14 protein-coding genes are annotated in these 14,503 nt (G+C 60.5%); 2 read left to right on the top strand and 12 right to left on the bottom strand.

Annotation, left to right across the window (positions count from 1 at the left end; genetic code table 11):
• Window positions 1–27 precede the first annotated feature (27 nt).
• The 5 genes from rhmD to ACKLKD_RS04150 form a co-directional block, all read right to left on the bottom strand.
• Complete coding sequence (gene rhmD / locus ACKLKD_RS04170; RefSeq protein WP_025711595.1) at window positions 28–1,233, bottom strand: L-rhamnonate dehydratase; 1,206 nt, start codon at window positions 1,231–1,233, stop codon at window positions 28–30.
• 10 nt (window positions 1,234–1,243) lie between these two features.
• Window positions 1,244–2,029: an IclR family transcriptional regulator gene (locus ACKLKD_RS04165; protein ID WP_025711594.1), complete on the bottom strand. Its 786-nt coding sequence runs from the start codon at window positions 2,027–2,029 to the stop codon at window positions 1,244–1,246.
• Window positions 2,030–2,233: 204 nt separating this feature from the next.
• Entirely contained in the window at window positions 2,234–3,430 is a 1,197-nt protein-coding gene (locus tag ACKLKD_RS04160; RefSeq protein WP_080896914.1) for a nicotinamide mononucleotide deamidase-related protein YfaY, read from the bottom strand.
• Between the two features lie 102 nt (window positions 3,431–3,532).
• Window positions 3,533–4,075, bottom strand: a complete 543-nt coding sequence (locus tag ACKLKD_RS04155) for a YfaZ family outer membrane protein (protein ID WP_004201712.1) — start codon at window positions 4,073–4,075, stop codon at window positions 3,533–3,535.
• A 279-nt stretch (window positions 4,076–4,354) separates the two neighbouring features.
• Window positions 4,355–5,308 (bottom strand): Rpn family recombination-promoting nuclease/putative transposase, encoded by a 954-nt coding sequence (locus ACKLKD_RS04150; RefSeq protein WP_087806185.1) that lies wholly within the window; start codon window positions 5,306–5,308, stop codon window positions 4,355–4,357.
• Between the two features lie 136 nt (window positions 5,309–5,444).
• On the opposite strand from ACKLKD_RS04150, the gene nudI reads away from it, so the two are divergent.
• Window positions 5,445–5,870, top strand: coding sequence for a nucleoside triphosphatase NudI (gene nudI, locus ACKLKD_RS04145; RefSeq protein WP_087806183.1), 426 nt, complete (start codon window positions 5,445–5,447; stop codon window positions 5,868–5,870).
• A gap of 55 nt (window positions 5,871–5,925) precedes the next feature.
• Here the strand turns inward: nudI and menE are convergent, their stop codons facing one another.
• The 7 genes from menE to ACKLKD_RS04110 all read right to left on the bottom strand — a co-directional run bounded on the left by menE (window position 5,926) and on the right by ACKLKD_RS04110 (window position 13,518).
• On the bottom strand, window positions 5,926–7,302 hold the full coding sequence (gene menE / locus ACKLKD_RS04140; RefSeq protein ID WP_087806181.1) for an o-succinylbenzoate--CoA ligase: 1,377 nt from the start codon (window positions 7,300–7,302) through the stop codon (window positions 5,926–5,928).
• Window positions 7,299–8,264, bottom strand: a complete 966-nt coding sequence (gene menC / locus ACKLKD_RS04135) for an o-succinylbenzoate synthase (protein ID WP_087806179.1) — start codon at window positions 8,262–8,264, stop codon at window positions 7,299–7,301. The genes menE and menC overlap by 4 nt, the downstream gene beginning before the upstream one ends.
• Window positions 8,264–9,121 (bottom strand): 1,4-dihydroxy-2-naphthoyl-CoA synthase, encoded by an 858-nt coding sequence (gene menB, locus ACKLKD_RS04130; RefSeq protein WP_008803957.1) that lies wholly within the window; start codon window positions 9,119–9,121, stop codon window positions 8,264–8,266. Before menB ends, menC begins: the two co-directional genes overlap by 1 nt.
• A 14-nt stretch (window positions 9,122–9,135) precedes the next feature.
• The gene (gene menH / locus ACKLKD_RS04125) at window positions 9,136–9,894 is read right to left on the bottom strand and encodes a 2-succinyl-6-hydroxy-2,4-cyclohexadiene-1-carboxylate synthase (protein WP_025711587.1); all 759 of its coding nucleotides are present in this window, start codon (window positions 9,892–9,894) and stop codon (window positions 9,136–9,138) included.
• Entirely contained in the window at window positions 9,891–11,561 is a 1,671-nt protein-coding gene (gene menD / locus ACKLKD_RS04120; RefSeq protein ID WP_087806177.1) for a 2-succinyl-5-enolpyruvyl-6-hydroxy-3-cyclohexene-1-carboxylic-acid synthase, read from the bottom strand. Before menD ends, menH begins: the two co-directional genes overlap by 4 nt.
• 82 nt (window positions 11,562–11,643) lie before the next feature.
• On the bottom strand, window positions 11,644–12,933 hold the full coding sequence (gene menF / locus ACKLKD_RS04115; RefSeq protein WP_080924252.1) for an isochorismate synthase MenF: 1,290 nt from the start codon (window positions 12,931–12,933) through the stop codon (window positions 11,644–11,646).
• A gap of 123 nt (window positions 12,934–13,056) precedes the next feature.
• Window positions 13,057–13,518, bottom strand: a complete 462-nt coding sequence (locus ACKLKD_RS04110) for a GNAT family N-acetyltransferase (protein WP_025711584.1) — start codon at window positions 13,516–13,518, stop codon at window positions 13,057–13,059.
• Window positions 13,519–13,575: 57 nt separating this feature from the next.
• Between ACKLKD_RS04110 and rnz the strand changes: the two genes are divergently transcribed.
• Window positions 13,576–14,496: a ribonuclease Z gene (rnz, locus tag ACKLKD_RS04105; protein ID WP_080924253.1), complete on the top strand. Its 921-nt coding sequence runs from the start codon at window positions 13,576–13,578 to the stop codon at window positions 14,494–14,496.
• Window positions 14,497–14,503 lie beyond the last annotated feature (7 nt).

Here is a 14,503-nt window from a genome sequence, read left to right as displayed (position 1 = left end):
GCGTGGGCCGCCGGGCGGCCCGGGGGATCAGTGTTGATAAGGACGCTTCAGGTTGCAGTCGCGATTGAGCTCGACGCCAAAGCCGGGTTTATCCAGGACCGATTTATGAATGCGCCCTTGCTCCGGCACTGGCTCGCCGAGCAGGATCGGGTCAAACTGCGGACGCAGCGTGGCGCAGTCCGGACTGGTCATCAGAAACTCGCTGAACGGTGTGTTGGTGAAGGTGATCACCGCATGATGCGAGTAAACCGACGAGCCGTGGGGCACCACCAGCTGCCCGCGCGCTTTGGCGATGGCCGCGATCTCCACCAGGGTGGTTAAGCCGCCGCACCAGCCAACGTCGGGCTGCATAATATCGATACCGGTCTCCGACAGGGTGCGGAAGGACTGCAGCGTACCGTGGTGCTCGCCGCTGGTTACCATCATCCCGGCTGGGGCCTGACGCTTCAGCTCACGATAGCCTTCATACTGCTGCGGCGGCAGGCACTCTTCGATCCATTTGAGGTTGTAAGGCGCGCAGGCATGGGCAAGTTTGGTGGCGTAATTAACGTCCTGGCTCATCCAGCAGTCCAGCATTAACCAGAAATCCGGACCGCATTTTTCACGCATATCCGCCACCATGGCGACGTCTTTGCGGATCCCGGCATCGCCATCGTGCGGTCCCCAGTGGGTAGGCATTTTACCGCCGATAAAGCCCATCTCCTGCGCCAGGTCCGGACGGGCGCCAGTGGCATAGAACTGGATTTCGTCGCGCACTGCCCCGCCCAGCAGTTTGTAGACCGGCAGGCCAACCACTTTACCGAACAGATCCCACAGCGCCAGGTCGACACAGGAGAGGGTATTCATCACCAGGCCGCCGGATCCCGCATAGTAGAGGGTGGCGTTAAGCATCTGGTCATGGATCAGTTTGATATCGCTGACGCATTTGCCTTCGATAAAGCGATTGAGATGTTTTTCCACGATAAAACAGCCCATCTCACCGGCCGTCGACACCGCAAAGCCGGTCTGTCCATTCTCAGCTTCCACCTCCACAATCAACGTGCCCAGCACGTTGATACCAAATGACTGGCGGGACTGCTCATACTGTTTATATTTGCTCATCGGGGTGGCGATATGATCGTCAATCCAGTGGTTAGCCCCCTGATCGTGATAATCGCCACCGCCGGCGCCCTGCTCTGCTGTGGCGCCGCCGATGAACCAGGCACGGACGTGTTTAATTTTCGGTAGGGTCATGATGTTCTCCTTATGATGAGGCGAGTTGTTCGAAGGGGCTTTTCCACCCCAGCAGACGGGAAATATCTTTCGCGCAGGCAATCGCCTTACCGGCCAGATAATCGCGATTGTCTTCATTGATTTGCAGACGGGTGCCCACCACCGAGATGGCGGCGGTCAGGTCGTTATTGGCGTTAAACACCGGCGCGGCGACGCAGCGCACATCCGGATAGTCCTCACCATTATCAAAGCTCCAGCCTCGGGCGCGGATCCGCTCCAGCTCCTCCCGCAGCTGTTGAGCATCGGTGATGGTCGTTGGCGTGGCCCGCTCCCACTGCAGGTCGTCGATAATCGACGCCTGAACGCTGGCGGGCTGCCAGGCCAGCAAACATTTGCCGATCCCGGAGCGGTAAAGCGACAGGCTCTTACCTTCATGCGAACGCACGCTAATGGTGGCGGGAGACTCAATTTTCAGAATGTAGTAGGCGTTACCCTGATCGATGATGCCCAGATGGCAAAGCAGGCCGCACTCATCCATCAGCCGGGTGAGGCGTGGACGCGCCAGCTCGCGCAGGTCCATTTTGCTCAACGCCTGCCCGGCCAGCTCCACCAGCTTGGTCCACAGGCAGTAGTTATCCTGATTATCCATACTGATGAAGCGCTGTTTTTTTAGCTCGCCCAGCAGCAGATAAACCGTGCTTTTCGGGATCCCCAGTTCGGCAATGATGGTGGCTGCGCTGCAGGGACCAATGCGGCTGATTAAATTGAGGATCTCAATGGCGCGGGTCAGCGCCGGGACTTTTGTTGATTCCAACATACTGGACTCCAATCCTGAATACTGGAATCAGTGTTGCGATTGTGCGGGCGGTAAAGTGTGAGCGATATCGCGAGGCAATCGTTTTCCCGTATGCTGGACCGTGCGCAGCAGGAAAATGCGACTTAACGCACAGAATTTTTTCAGGAGAGTACAACAGGCTGGACAACCGGCGCTCCGGGGATGACGGTGCGCCGGGGAAATGACTTACAGCGAGAGGGAATCCACCACGTTAATCCAACCATGTTCGCTGGCCAGCGGTTGACCCTTCAGCCAGCGACGCAGCATGTTTAATGCCATCATGGCGCAGACTTCCTGGCGCACCGCCAGGCTATGGCGGGTGACGCTAAACTTCACCCGCAGCGCGAAGGTACCGTCCGGGGTGGCCAGGGCCACGTTGAGATGATCGTTCTCCTGGCCGCTCACCGCCAGAGCCAGACCGGCAAAATGGTTTATTCGCCGCTCAGCCGTCCAGCGGGCCGCCTGCGCCAGCGTCTCCTCCTGCGCCGGGACCACTTCGCTGGCCAGCAGCGGCGCACCGGCGCGGGACAGCTGGAGCGCCAGCAGGCCGCCGGTAAACTGCTCGCTGAGCGTCAGGCTCAGCTGCCGCTCCTGCAGACAGCGGGCGATCTGCGCCGGTAACCCTTCCGTACCTTCGAAAATCAGGCTGTCGCCAGCGACCTTACGCACCGCCGGCCACAGGGCCAGCATGGCGTCGCGCTGGTCGGCCGGTCCGGTCAGCTTCAGTTCAATAATCGGCATCGACGAGCGGTAACCCATCACCACGCCCGCGGGCAGCGTCAGCGGATTAAGACTTTGCGCCAGCTCGCTCTCCGAGCGGCCAAACGTGGTCAGACGCAGGCATACCGGCGGGTCCGGCAGCGTAAAGCGCTGGCGCAGACGCGGTAAAATCTCCTGCTCGACCATCACCTTAAATTCAGAAGGTACACCGGGGGTGAAAAACATCAGGCAGCGGTTGAGCTGAACGGCAAAGCCACAGGCCGTGCCGACCGGGTTATTGATCATCTCGGCGCTGGCGGGGATTTCCGCCTGCTTACGGTTGCTTTCCGCCATCGGCCGTCCGCGCTCGGCAAAGAAACGGGTCATCGTCTCCAGCCACTCGGGGTGCAAAATTAGCCCTTCGCCTTTTGCCGTGGCGGCGGCCAGCGCGCTCAGGTCGTCGCTGGTTGGGCCGAGGCCGCCGTTAACGATCAGCACATCCGCCTGTTCGCTGCGTTCGCGCAGAATCGCCACCAGCGCATCGAGATCGTCGCCAACGGTATTGCGGCGCGTTAACGGTAAACCCTGATTAAAAAAGAAATCCGCCAGCCATGCCGCATTGGTATCAACGATTTGACCATGCAACACTTCATCGCCAGTGGACAGCATTTCCACATTCAACATTGCTCACTCCTTGCCTGCCAGGTGAGAAATACTATAACGCAAAGCGGGATGCTGACGAGGAGGAAAATCAGGCGCGGCAAGAAGATACCGCGCCGGAGGGGATTAGAAGCTGGCGCTGGCGCCGATGTATGGGCCGTCGGCGATGGTGTTATCGCGGTTGCCATCTTTGCCCGCCAGGTTCAGATAGCGATAGCCTGCCTGGATGCTGAGCGGACGCATGATAGTCCAGCTGGCGCCGACGTTAGCTTCCTGATAGCTGTCAATGCCGCTGGAGAGGGAATCCGGAGAGTAGTAGTAGTCGCCGTACAGGCGGAAGCTGTCGCCGATTTTCCACTGCAGGCCACCGCCAACCGCGGCCGCATAGCCTTCATCGCCCTGTTTCGGGTTAGTGTATACGCCTTTACCGCCCACGGTCGCAAGGAACGGCCCCAGCGGAATATTCAGACCCAGGCCTAAACCCGCGGCATCGCCGTCGTTATCGCTGTGCAGCCAGTTACCGGAAACAGCCAGACCGGTAGACTCCGTGCCGAAGCCGACGCCAAGGTTGGTGTAATGCTCGCCTGCTTCGCCGGTAACGCTGATCGCATGGGCCGCGGAAGAAACCAGCATGACGCCAGCCAGCGCCATGAAAATGCTTTTTTTCATTATTTACTCTATCCAGAAAATTAAAATCAAAGAAGTCCCGAAAAAACCTGAAAATTCTACTGCGCACCCGTCAGGAATCAATGACCTGGCGAAATGATTTTTCCCAAGAGTGTAACCAGTTGCGTTTTTTTACGGCATCGGGCGTTGCCAGAATAACGAACCGCCCATTCAGCGCCATGAATATTCATGGTTAATATGATTAACGCTGGTACATTGACGAAAAAAGAGAACTGACGCCGCATAATCGGCGCGACGCGGCGCGGGTGGAAAAGGAAATAATTAATGCTGCAGCAGAGCCAGGCGCTCAGGTGCCAGACCGGTCAGTTTCGCCACCAGGAGCAGGTCAAGCCCATTAGCGAGCATCGCCCGGGCGATACGTTCCGCGGTCTGCTGCTCACCCTGCTCGATACCCTGCTGTAGGCCTTGTTCGAGACCTTGTTCAAGACCTTGCTTTAACCCTTGCTGATGGCCGCGATCTTCCAGAAACTGGGCAATATTCATTAGCGTCTCCTTATGCGGCCGCCGGGGAACGTTTTGCGCAAGATGGCGCAAAAAAGCGACCGGATCGGCGGCGTTTCCTGCCTGTAATAAATAGTGCAACAGCGTCTTAAGCTGTCTGCGGCTAGTGTATCCCAGCGCCAGGAGCCTGACCAGTTGCTCATGCAGGTCCATCAAATCCCGCTGGCGAATATGCTTCTGCAACAGCTCCAGCATCGCCACGCGCCGGTGGCGCATGATTTCATCGTCCGGGGTGGTAGTGATATCAATTAAGGGAAAATCTTCACCATAGATCCGCCGCGCGATATCCGGATCGGCAAAGCCTGCCAGCCAGCACATTGGGTAAGGCCAGGGAGAAATGCGACCATGATAAAACAGCAGCGGGATAACCAGCGGCAGCTGCGTATGCCCTTTATCCAGATGACGCTGCATCGCGGCTATCGCATAGCGCATTAGGCGAAATGCCATATGGCGATCCGCCGAGCTTTGGTGCTCAATCAGCAGGTAGATATAGCCCTCTCCCGCCTGCGTTTGCAGCGAGTAAAGGATATCGGAATGACTCGCCCGCAGTTCGTCGTCGATAAAGCTCCCGGATTCCAGCTGCAGCGTGTTCAGGTTACATAACGCGCGCAGCGGAGCGGGGAGGTGAATGTCCAGAAAATCCCTGGCCGTCGCCCGATGCGACAGCAGGTGTTTAAATACAGCGTCGTGGGGGGAATTCGTCGCCTTTTCCATGGCGGTGCTCCATGCCATCATTTTCGCTTAACGTAGCACTCAACAAGGCCCGAAATGTATTTCGCTTGCGGTTTACCGAGGCGGCTCGCAAACTATTTCATCAGCATACCGACCATCCCCCTGAAGGAGAAAACCCATGCGCCAAAGGACGATTGTTTGCCCGCTTATTCAGAATGAAGGCCATTATCTGCTGTGTAAGATGGCCCCCGACCGCGGCGTTTTTCCCGGGCAATGGGCATTATCCGGCGGTGGCGTGGAGCCAGGGGAACGTATTGAAGAGGCGCTGCGGCGGGAAATTCGCGAAGAGCTCGGCGAAAAACTCATTCTCACCCATATCACGCCGTGGCGCTTTCGCGACGATATCCGCGTCAAAACCTACCCCGACGGGCATCAGGAAACGATCTACATGATCTATCTCATCTTCGACTGCGTCAGCGCCAATCGCGATGTGACGATCAACGAGGAGTTTGACGATTATGCCTGGGTGAAAGCGGATGAGCTTAAAAACTACGATCTCAATGCCGCCACCCGCGTTACTCTCAGCCTGAAAGGGCTGCTTTAGTCCAGCATACCGCGTTCAACCCACCCGGCATGATGCCGTGGGATAATGCGGGTGGCTACGATACGGTCGCATACGTCTGCTGCCTGACCCACTCGCGCAGCGCCCGGCGCGAAATTTTAATCCCGCCGTTCTTCAACGTTTCCGGCAGCCGCAGCCACTGGATCGGCTGCTGGAAACGCGCTAACCGTTCAGCGCTCCATGCCGCCAGCGCGCTCATCTCGCAGCACGCATCGCATTCCACCACCGCTACCGGGCGCTGGCCGTATTCCGCGTCATCCAGCGGCACGATAAACACCTGCTGTACTTGTGGGTGGGCAAGTATCACACGCTCGACCTCTTCTGGTTGAATACCTTCCCCACCGCTAAAAAAGAGATTATCCAGTCGCCCAACAACCGTCAGCCGACCATTGTGTAATTCCCCGCGATCGCGCGTCGCAAACCACCCTTCAGCGTTGGTTAATGGCAATAACTGACCGTCGCGCCAGTAACCCGCCGCCATACTCGACGCCCGCAGCCAGATCTCGCCAGCGACAATTTTCACCTCCCGCCCCGGCAACGGCGCCCCCACATCCGGCGCGCCATCGGCCTCTTTGGCACAGACCGTGGAGGCAAACTCAGTCAGACCGTAGCCGCAAAATGTGCGTATCCCCTGCGCCCGCGCCCGTTCGGTCAATTCAACCGGGATCGCCGCGCCGCCAAGCAGTACCGCATTGAGCGTAACGCTGGCATCAGCATTCAGCAGGCGCCACAGCTGAGTCGGTACCAGTGAAGCGTGGGTACAGCCCAGCAGCGCTTGCTCCAGCGGCTGTTTATCACGCACCGTGAGCCGCGCGCCAGCCAGCAGCCAGCGCCACATAATCCCCTGGCCGGAGACATGGAACAGCGGCAGCGACAGCAGCCAGTCGTCCTCCCCGGCAAACGGCATCAGCACCAGCACGCCAGCAGCGCTGGCCAGATGGGCGCTGGCGCTATGTACCGCCGCCTTCGGCAGGCCGGTTGAGCCGGAGGTCAAGGTCATCGATGCCAGCCGATCGCCATGCCAGCAAGCGGCATGCTCGCCCTCTGCCGCCTGCAGCGTTAACGCCGGTAAATCCCCCGGCAGCACATCGCCATTCAGCACCAGTTGATGCTGGACGGTTAACGCAGGCAGCAGTTCCTGCAGCAAGGTCGTAGGCAGCTGCGGATTAAGCGGCAGCACCCGCGCCCCGCACTGCAGCAGCGCCAGCCAGGCGAGCAGCGTCTCCGGCTGGTTGTAGGCCCGTAGCGCCACGCCCTGACCTTCCATTACGCCCTGCGCGGTAAAACCAGACGCCAGTGCGTCAATCCGCGCGCATAGCTCACGCCAGTTCAGCGCCTGGTCATTCAGGCGTAAGGTCTGCGTCTCACCGCGCCGCTGGCGCCAGTGGCGCCATGGCCAGTCGTTAAAAGTCACAGCAGCGGCTCCAGCCCATCAACGTTGATCAACGGCAGCGTGCTTTCCGGCCACGGCCGTACCAGCTGCGCCCCCATCAGTGACAGCGTATCCAGCCCCGGGATAGTCTGCGGCGTCAGCCAGGCGGCAACCCGCGCCAGCTGGGTTAACCCGAGGCTGGACTCGATCGACGAGCTGATCACCGCGCTCAGCCCCAGCGCATGCGCCGCGGCGACCTGTTGCTGAACCTTTTGCAAGCTGCCGGTCAGCGTCGGTTTGATCACCACTGCGCGCACGCCGGGCTCGGCGACAAAGCGGAAATCCGCCTCGCGCAGGCTTTCATCCCAGGCGATTGCGATCCCCGTCTCGCGGCTAAAGGCCCGCGAGTCCTCCCGCGTTTTGCAGGGTTCCTCAAGAAACGCAATGCGCTGACGATACGCCGGGTTAACGTATTTGGCGAACTGCTGCGCTTTAAGCGGCGTCCACGCCCGGTTGGCATCCAGCCGCAGCTGCAGGTCGGGGATCGCTTCCAGCAGCAGATTCACCACCATGCCGTCGCGTACCGCCTCCCACAGCCCCACTTTCACCTTAGCGACTTTCTCGCCGGGCATCGCCGCCAGCCTGGCGAACAGTTCATCCGGGTCGCCGGAACAGAGCGGCGCCGCGCGATAATCCGCCGCCTGCGGTAGTTCGCCACCAAGCTCCGCCTGCGCGCAGCTAATACCAAAAGCGACGGAGGGCTGCATGGGAAGCGGCGGCTCGGCGCCGTCGCGCCAGGCCCGCGCCCACGCCAGCAGCGCCACTTGCGCCGCTTCCAGTGTTTCGTCACTGAATCCCGGCAGGGGAGAAATTTCCCCCCAGCCTTCGTGTTCCCCCTCCTGCAGGCGGATGAACAGCCCATCGCGGGTTTTTAACCGCCGCTCGCGCAACACCACGCCCGCGTCCATCGGTATCTGCCAGCGGTAAACCTGCGAAACGCGCATTATGGATTCCGTTTAAATTTGCTGAAGTCTGGCTGACGTTTCTGGTTGAAGGCGTTACGTCCTTCCTGCCCTTCTTCCGTCATGTAGAACAGCATGGTGGCGTTACCCGCTAGCTCCTGCAGCCCGGCCTGGCCATCGCAGTCGGCGTTCAGCGCCGCTTTCAGGCAACGCAGCGCCATCGGGCTGTTTTGCAGCATTTCACGACACCAGCGCACGGTCTCTTTTTCCAGTTCTGCCAACGGGACCACGGTGTTCACCAGCCCCATATCCAGCGCCTGCTGGGCGTCGTACTGACGGCACAGGAACCAGATTTCGCGCGCTTTTTTCTGCCCGACGATCCGCGCCATATAGGAAGCGCCCCAGCCGCCATCGAAAGAGCCGACTTTCGGTCCGGTCTGGCCGAAGATGGCATTATCCGCCGCAATGGTCAGATCGCACATCATGTGCAGCACGTGGCCGCCGCCGATAGAGTAGCCGGCCACCATCGCCACCACCGGTTTCGGGCAGGTACGGATCTGGCGCTGGAAGTCGAGTACGTTAAGGTGGTGAACGCCGGAGTCGTCCTGATAGCCGCCGTAGTCGCCACGGACTTTCTGGTCACCGCCGGCGCAGAAGGCTTTCTCGCCTTCACCGGTCAGCACAATGACGCCGATATTATCGTCATAGCGCGCATCCGCCAGCGCCTGAATCATCTCCTTGACGGTCAGCGGGCGGAAGGCGTTGCGCACCTGCGGGCGATTGATGGTGATTTTGGCAATGCCGTCAGCCGATTTGTGATAGCGGATATCGGTGTAGCCTTCGGAACAATCGTGCCATTCAACGGGGGCATAGAGCATTGCTTCATCAAGAGAGATCATAAAATGTCCTTCAGTTAACTTGCCAGAATCTGCGCCAGACAGGCAATCACCGCCGCGGGATTGTCCCGGTGCGCGTTGTGTCCGGCATGGTGAATAAGATGGAGATCCGCCGCGAGCGCCTGGGCGATGGCGCAAAACTTTGCGTCGCGTTCGCCGCACAGGTAGTGAAAACAAAAATTGCGCGCCTGCAGAGAGGTGCGCAGATCGGCCTGCCGGGCAAGGGAGGTCGCCTCTAGCATCGCCGCCAGCGTCGCGCCGTTATTGCGGCTACGTAAGGCGACCAAAGACTCACGCTGCGCGGCATTCAGCGAAGCGAAGACCGGTTGCTGATACCAGTCGGTAAAGACCTGGGTTAACGGCTCGCGGCGGAGACGCGCCGCCCAGGCGCTGTCATTGCTGCGTCTCGCCTGCCGGGCCTCTTCATCCTGCAGGCCCGGATGTCCGCCCTCGACAATCAGCCCGCGCAGGCCCGCGCGCGGCTGGCAGGCAAAGTTCATCGCCACCCGGCCGCCCAGCGAGTAGCCGATCAGCCAATACTTATGTATGTTGTAACTATCAAGCGTAGCCTGCAGCAGGGCATTGACTGCGGAAAAATCCTGTACCGCGATATCCGCGGAGCCGCCGTGGCCCGGCAGATCCAGATACAGCCGCGGCCAGGCAGGAAAAGCGTCACCTACTTCCCGCCACTCATTGCGGTCACCGGAAAAACCGTGCAGGAACACCAACCAGGGATAGCCCGGCTGGCCGTTTTCGACAGTAGCGCTAAGGATCACAGGCGGCTTACCTGCGCCAGCAGTTGCTGGAGCGTCTGCGTGCCGTCGGTCTCATTGACCGCCAGCTCAATCACCGTCGCCCCGGCGCGGCGCCAGGCGCCGGCCAGCGCCTCATCCAGCGACTGCCAGTCATCAGGGCGATGATAGGCCAGGCCGAACATCGCCGCCGCGTGGCTAAAATCGACGTCCTGCGGCATTAAATAGAACTGCCGACGCTCGTCCTGCGGCGTCGGCAGCATGGAGAAGATCTGCCCACCGTTGTTGTTCACTACGATCAGCACCAGCGGCGCCGATACCTGACGCAGCAGGGCCAGCGAGTTGAGATCGTATAACGCCGACAGATCGCCGACGATCGCTAACGTCGGCCGCGCGCTGGCGCGCTGTACGCCGGCGGCAGTGGCGATCAAGCCATCAATCCCGCTGGCGCCGCGGTTGCTGTAGACCGGATACCCGGCCGGTAGTTGCCCCAGGGCGTCGATCAGGCGTACTACCAGGCTGTTGCCGACGAAAAGTTGCCCCTGCTCCGGTAGGTAGCGCCGAATACGCTGCGCCAGCTGCGCTTCGCCAAAAGGTTCGCTGCTGGCGACCGCGGCCTGCCACGCCTGGCGGGAGAGCTCAGGAATGTCCGTCGCCCACGGCTGGCGTTTCTCCGCCGGATGCAGTTCAAGCCAGCGCTCAACGCTTGAGAACAGACGACGACCGCGGTGCTGCGCCGGATCGAGGCGACCGGGCAGATTATCCACCAGCCAGTACTCATCCGGCTCACAGGTGGCCTGCCACTGCAGCACGCGTTTGCCGGTCAGGCTGCTGCCGAGCTGGACGATGATTTGCGCCTGCGCCAGCTCGCTGACCGCTTTGCCGTTACCCAGCCACAGATCGGCGCACGGCAGCGGCTGCCCGGTCTGCGACAGGACATCGCCGATCAGCGGCCAGCCGAGGGTCTGCGCCCATTCAGCCACTTTTTTACCTTCCGCGGCGCTCATCCTGCCCGCGACCACGACGCCGCGCTTTTGCCGCCAGAAGAACCAGTCGCGCTGTTTCTCACTCTCCATCTGCAGCGCCTGGCGCAGCCAGGGTTTATCGCTCTGCCACCAGTTACCGAGCTGCTGTTGCCACTCCAGCCCGGTATCGTCCATATCGCCATATAGCGGCTCAGCGAACGGGCAGTTAATATGCACCCCACCGGCGTGCAGCGCCCCCAGCGCCTGGTCAATGGTCGAGACCAGCCAGCGGGCGGAAATATCCTGTGAGGGACGCGGCAGGGAAATCGTCTGCGACGGATGGGAGGCAAACATCCCCGGCTGGCGGATGGCCTGGTTCGCGCCGCAGTCGATCAGCTCCGGCGGGCGGTCGGCGGTTAGCAGGATCAGCTTTTCCCCGGTGAGGCCCGCCTCAATCAGCGCCGGATAGAGGTTCGCAGTGGCAGTCCCGGAGGTAACAATCACCGCCACCGGCTGCCGGCTGGCCTTCGCCAGACCGAGCGCCAGGTGGCCGAGGCCGCTTTCGTCAAAATGGGTATGATGGATAAAGGCGCGGTTTTCCGCCGCCGCCAGGGTTAAGGGTGTCGAACGCGAGCCCGGCGCGATGCAGATATGCTGTACGCCGTGGCGCGTTAAAGCTTCCAGAATCACCGCCGCCCAGCGTCGGTTAAATGCGCTTACTGACATGAAATTGTCCGCTATCAAATATTGATGCTAAGTATAGATAAGGCAAAGTGACGTCGTTTTGATATGTATCGTCATTCCCGGCTTATGGACAGAGCAGCGAGCGCAGCCCGGCCGCTTTGTTGTCAATCTCCTGCCACTCCTGCTGCGCATCGGAGCCGCTGACGATCCCCGCCCCGGCATACAGTCGCAGGGTGTCGTTCTCAACTTTCGCCGAACGCAGCGCCACGCAAAACTCGCTTTGCGCCAGCGACAAATAGCCAGCGGAACCGGCATACCATTCGCGGGAAAACGGTTCATGGCGCTGAATGAACGCCAGCGCCGCCCGGCGTGGCAGGCCTGCCACCGCGGCGGTGGGCTGCAGCTGCAGCAGACAGCGGCTGTCGTCGGGCTCCGCCAGCTCGGTCCAGATGCAGCGTCGGAGATGCTGCACCTTACGCAGCCTCACCACCTGCGGTGGCAGGACGTCCAGCGTCGAGGCCTCACTCTGCAGGCGCTGGCAAATATCCTCCACCACCAGCATGTTTTCCCGTTGGTTTTTGTCGTCTTTCATTAACCAGTCGGCCAGCTGCTGCGCCTTCGCGTCGTCCAGATGGTTTGCAACGGTTCCCGCCAGCGCTTCGGTGCGCAGCAGTGTGCCGCGCCGGCGCAACAGCCGCTCCGGCGTGGAGCCGAAAAACGCCTGCCGGGCATTGAACGCCATCAGGAAATGAAAACAGTTGAGATTGCTGCTGCGGCTGGCCGCCATAATGCTCACGGCATCTAACGGGGCGGCAAACTGCAGGTCAGTTGCCCGCGCCAGCACCACTTTATCCATTTCACCGGCGCTAATTGCCTCGGTGGCCCGCGCAATCATTGCCTGCCACTGAGGATAATCGGATGAGTGGCGCTCGCTCAGCGGAGACGGGATGGCGCCAGGGGTCGCCTGAGCGGTGCTCAGGCTGGCGAGAAACACGCGCGCCGCCGCGGCATCGTCGCGCAGGGAAAGGTCGCTATGGAGCACCAGCCGCAGCACGGCCCTGCCGCCGCACCGACGCCACTCCAGTCGCGGCAGCACCAGGCAACCCTGCTGCGGTTCGAACGCATTCAGGCCGCAGATACGCAGATCCTGCTGCCCGGCCTGGCGTAAAAAGCGGTTCGCCGCGTCGAGCGAGGAAAAGGTTTTTACCGCCCCCAGCGTCGCCAGTTCCTCATCGCCATTACGCTGCTGCCAGTAAAACTGCGGCCATTGCGGCTGCTGGCCACACCACAGCAGCGGATCGAAGGCATCATTCAGCGGAAAGGCAATATCGATAATTCGCGTGCCGGGCGAGTCAGGAAAGGACTCATCCAGGCCGTCAGATAAACGGGCCAGCGCAGTGGAAACAGACAGCACGCAAACCTCCACGGTAGTAAAACCCCACATTATAAGGGGTTCGACGGCGGAATAGCAGTACCCATGACGAGGGAGCGGGTTTTCCTTACCCGCTGCCAGCGCCCGGACTGAAGTGCTTAAAAATCAGACAGCATGGTTTTCCCGCGCCATCCCGATGTGCGGGATGCCATCCTCATCATAGACCTCGGTCACTGGCGTAAAACCGAAGTGTGCGTAAAAAGATTGCAGGTGCGCCTGGGCGCCGAGGTAAATCGCCTTTTGGGGCCAGTGTTGCTGACAGCTGGCCAGCGCCTGCTCCATCAGCTGATAGCCGAGCTTCTCACCGCGCGCGGCGGGGCTGACGATGACCCGGCCAATCACCACCGGCGCAAACTCTTCTTCGCTTTTGAGGATCCGCGCGTAGGCCAGCAGTTCGCCATCGCGCCAGCCGAGCAGATGGCGATTTTCGCCGACTAAATCATCGCCGTCGACATCCTGATAAACGCACTGCTGCTCCACGACAAAAACTTCGCTGCGCAATTTCAGCAGCGCATACAGCTGGGGAACGGTGAGTTCACTATGGTGGAGATCCTGCCAGGTCATCATCTGCTGCTCCTTATTGATATACTGATACTTTGCGACTCGCCCTGAGGACACTGGACGATGGAATTAACTTTTTTGGGGACATCCGCCGGGGTGCCGACCCGCACGCGTAATATGACGTCGATAATACTCAATTTGCAACAGCCGACCCGCGCCGAAATGTGGTTGTTTGACTGCGGCGAAGGGACCCAGCATCAGTTTCTGCACACGCCCTATCATCCCGGCAAACTCAATAAAATTTTTATTACCCATCTGCACGGTGACCACCTGTTCGGCCTGCCCGGCCTGCTGTGCAGCCGTTCAATGCAGGGGAACTCTCTGCCCCTCACCCTCTACGGGCCAAAAGGGCTCAAAGAGTTTGTTGAGACCGCGCTGCGCCTGAGCGGTTCGTGGACCGACTATCCGCTCACCATCATCGAAGTCGGCCCCGGCCTGCTCTTCGACGAAGAGGGCTATCGGGTGACGGCGTTCCCGCTCAGCCATCCGGTGGAGTGTTACGGCTATCGCATTGAGCAGCATGATAAGCCCGGCACCCTGGACGCCGCCCGGCTGATTGCCGACGGCGTGCCTTCAGGACCGCTGTTTCATCAGCTCAAGCGCGGCCAGCGCGTCACGCTGGAAGATGGTCGGATCATCGACGGCAGCCGCTATCTGGGCCCCGCCACGCCGGGTAAAACGCTGGCCATTTTTGGCGATACCGCCCCTTGCCCGCAGGCGCTGGAGATGGCGCGCGGCGCGGATGTGATGGTCCACGAGACCACCCTTGAACAGGCGATGGCGGAGAAAGCCAATAGCCGCGGCCACTCCTCCAGCCAGCAGACCGCGACGCTTGCCAAAGAAGCGGGGGTCGGCACGCTAATCGCCACCCACTTTAGCTCGCGCTACGATGCCGAAGGCTGCCTGCGCATGCTGGCGGAATGCCGGGAAGTTTTCGCCAATACGCTACTGGCGGAGGATTTTATGGTCTATCGGCTGGCGTAAACCGCAG

This window comes from Klebsiella sp. 10982, from assembly GCF_048589245.1.
Lineage (GTDB): Bacteria > Pseudomonadota > Gammaproteobacteria > Enterobacterales > Enterobacteriaceae > Klebsiella > Klebsiella quasivariicola.
Note: the sequence above shows the minus strand (reverse complement) of the source record. Positions and strands in the feature narration are given on the sequence as shown.

Bases quoted from the DNA above. Each gene is read 5' to 3' on its own strand.
- rhmD (WP_025711595.1), bottom strand. From the start codon at position 1,233: ATGACCCTACCGAAAATTAAACACGTCCGTGCCTGGTTCATCGGCGGC.
- ACKLKD_RS04165 (WP_025711594.1), bottom strand. From the start codon at position 2,029: ATGTTGGAATCAACAAAAGTCCCGGCGCTGACCCGCGCCATTGAGATC.
- ACKLKD_RS04160 (WP_080896914.1), bottom strand. From the start codon at position 3,430: ATGTTGAATGTGGAAATGCTGTCCACTGGCGATGAAGTGTTGCATGGT.
- ACKLKD_RS04155 (WP_004201712.1), bottom strand. From the start codon at position 4,075: ATGAAAAAAAGCATTTTCATGGCGCTGGCTGGCGTCATGCTGGTTTCT.
- ACKLKD_RS04150 (WP_087806185.1), bottom strand. From the start codon at position 5,308: ATGGAAAAGGCGACGAATTCCCCCCACGACGCTGTATTTAAACACCTG.
- nudI (WP_087806183.1), top strand. From the start codon at position 5,445: ATGCGCCAAAGGACGATTGTTTGCCCGCTTATTCAGAATGAAGGCCAT.
- menC (WP_087806179.1), bottom strand. From the start codon at position 8,264: ATGCGCGTTTCGCAGGTTTACCGCTGGCAGATACCGATGGACGCGGGC.
- menB (WP_008803957.1), bottom strand. From the start codon at position 9,121: ATGATCTCTCTTGATGAAGCAATGCTCTATGCCCCCGTTGAATGGCAC.
- menD (WP_087806177.1), bottom strand. From the start codon at position 11,561: ATGTCAGTAAGCGCATTTAACCGACGCTGGGCGGCGGTGATTCTGGAA.
- ACKLKD_RS04110 (WP_025711584.1), bottom strand. From the start codon at position 13,518: ATGATGACCTGGCAGGATCTCCACCATAGTGAACTCACCGTTCCCCAG.
- rnz (WP_080924253.1), top strand. From the start codon at position 13,576: ATGGAATTAACTTTTTTGGGGACATCCGCCGGGGTGCCGACCCGCACG.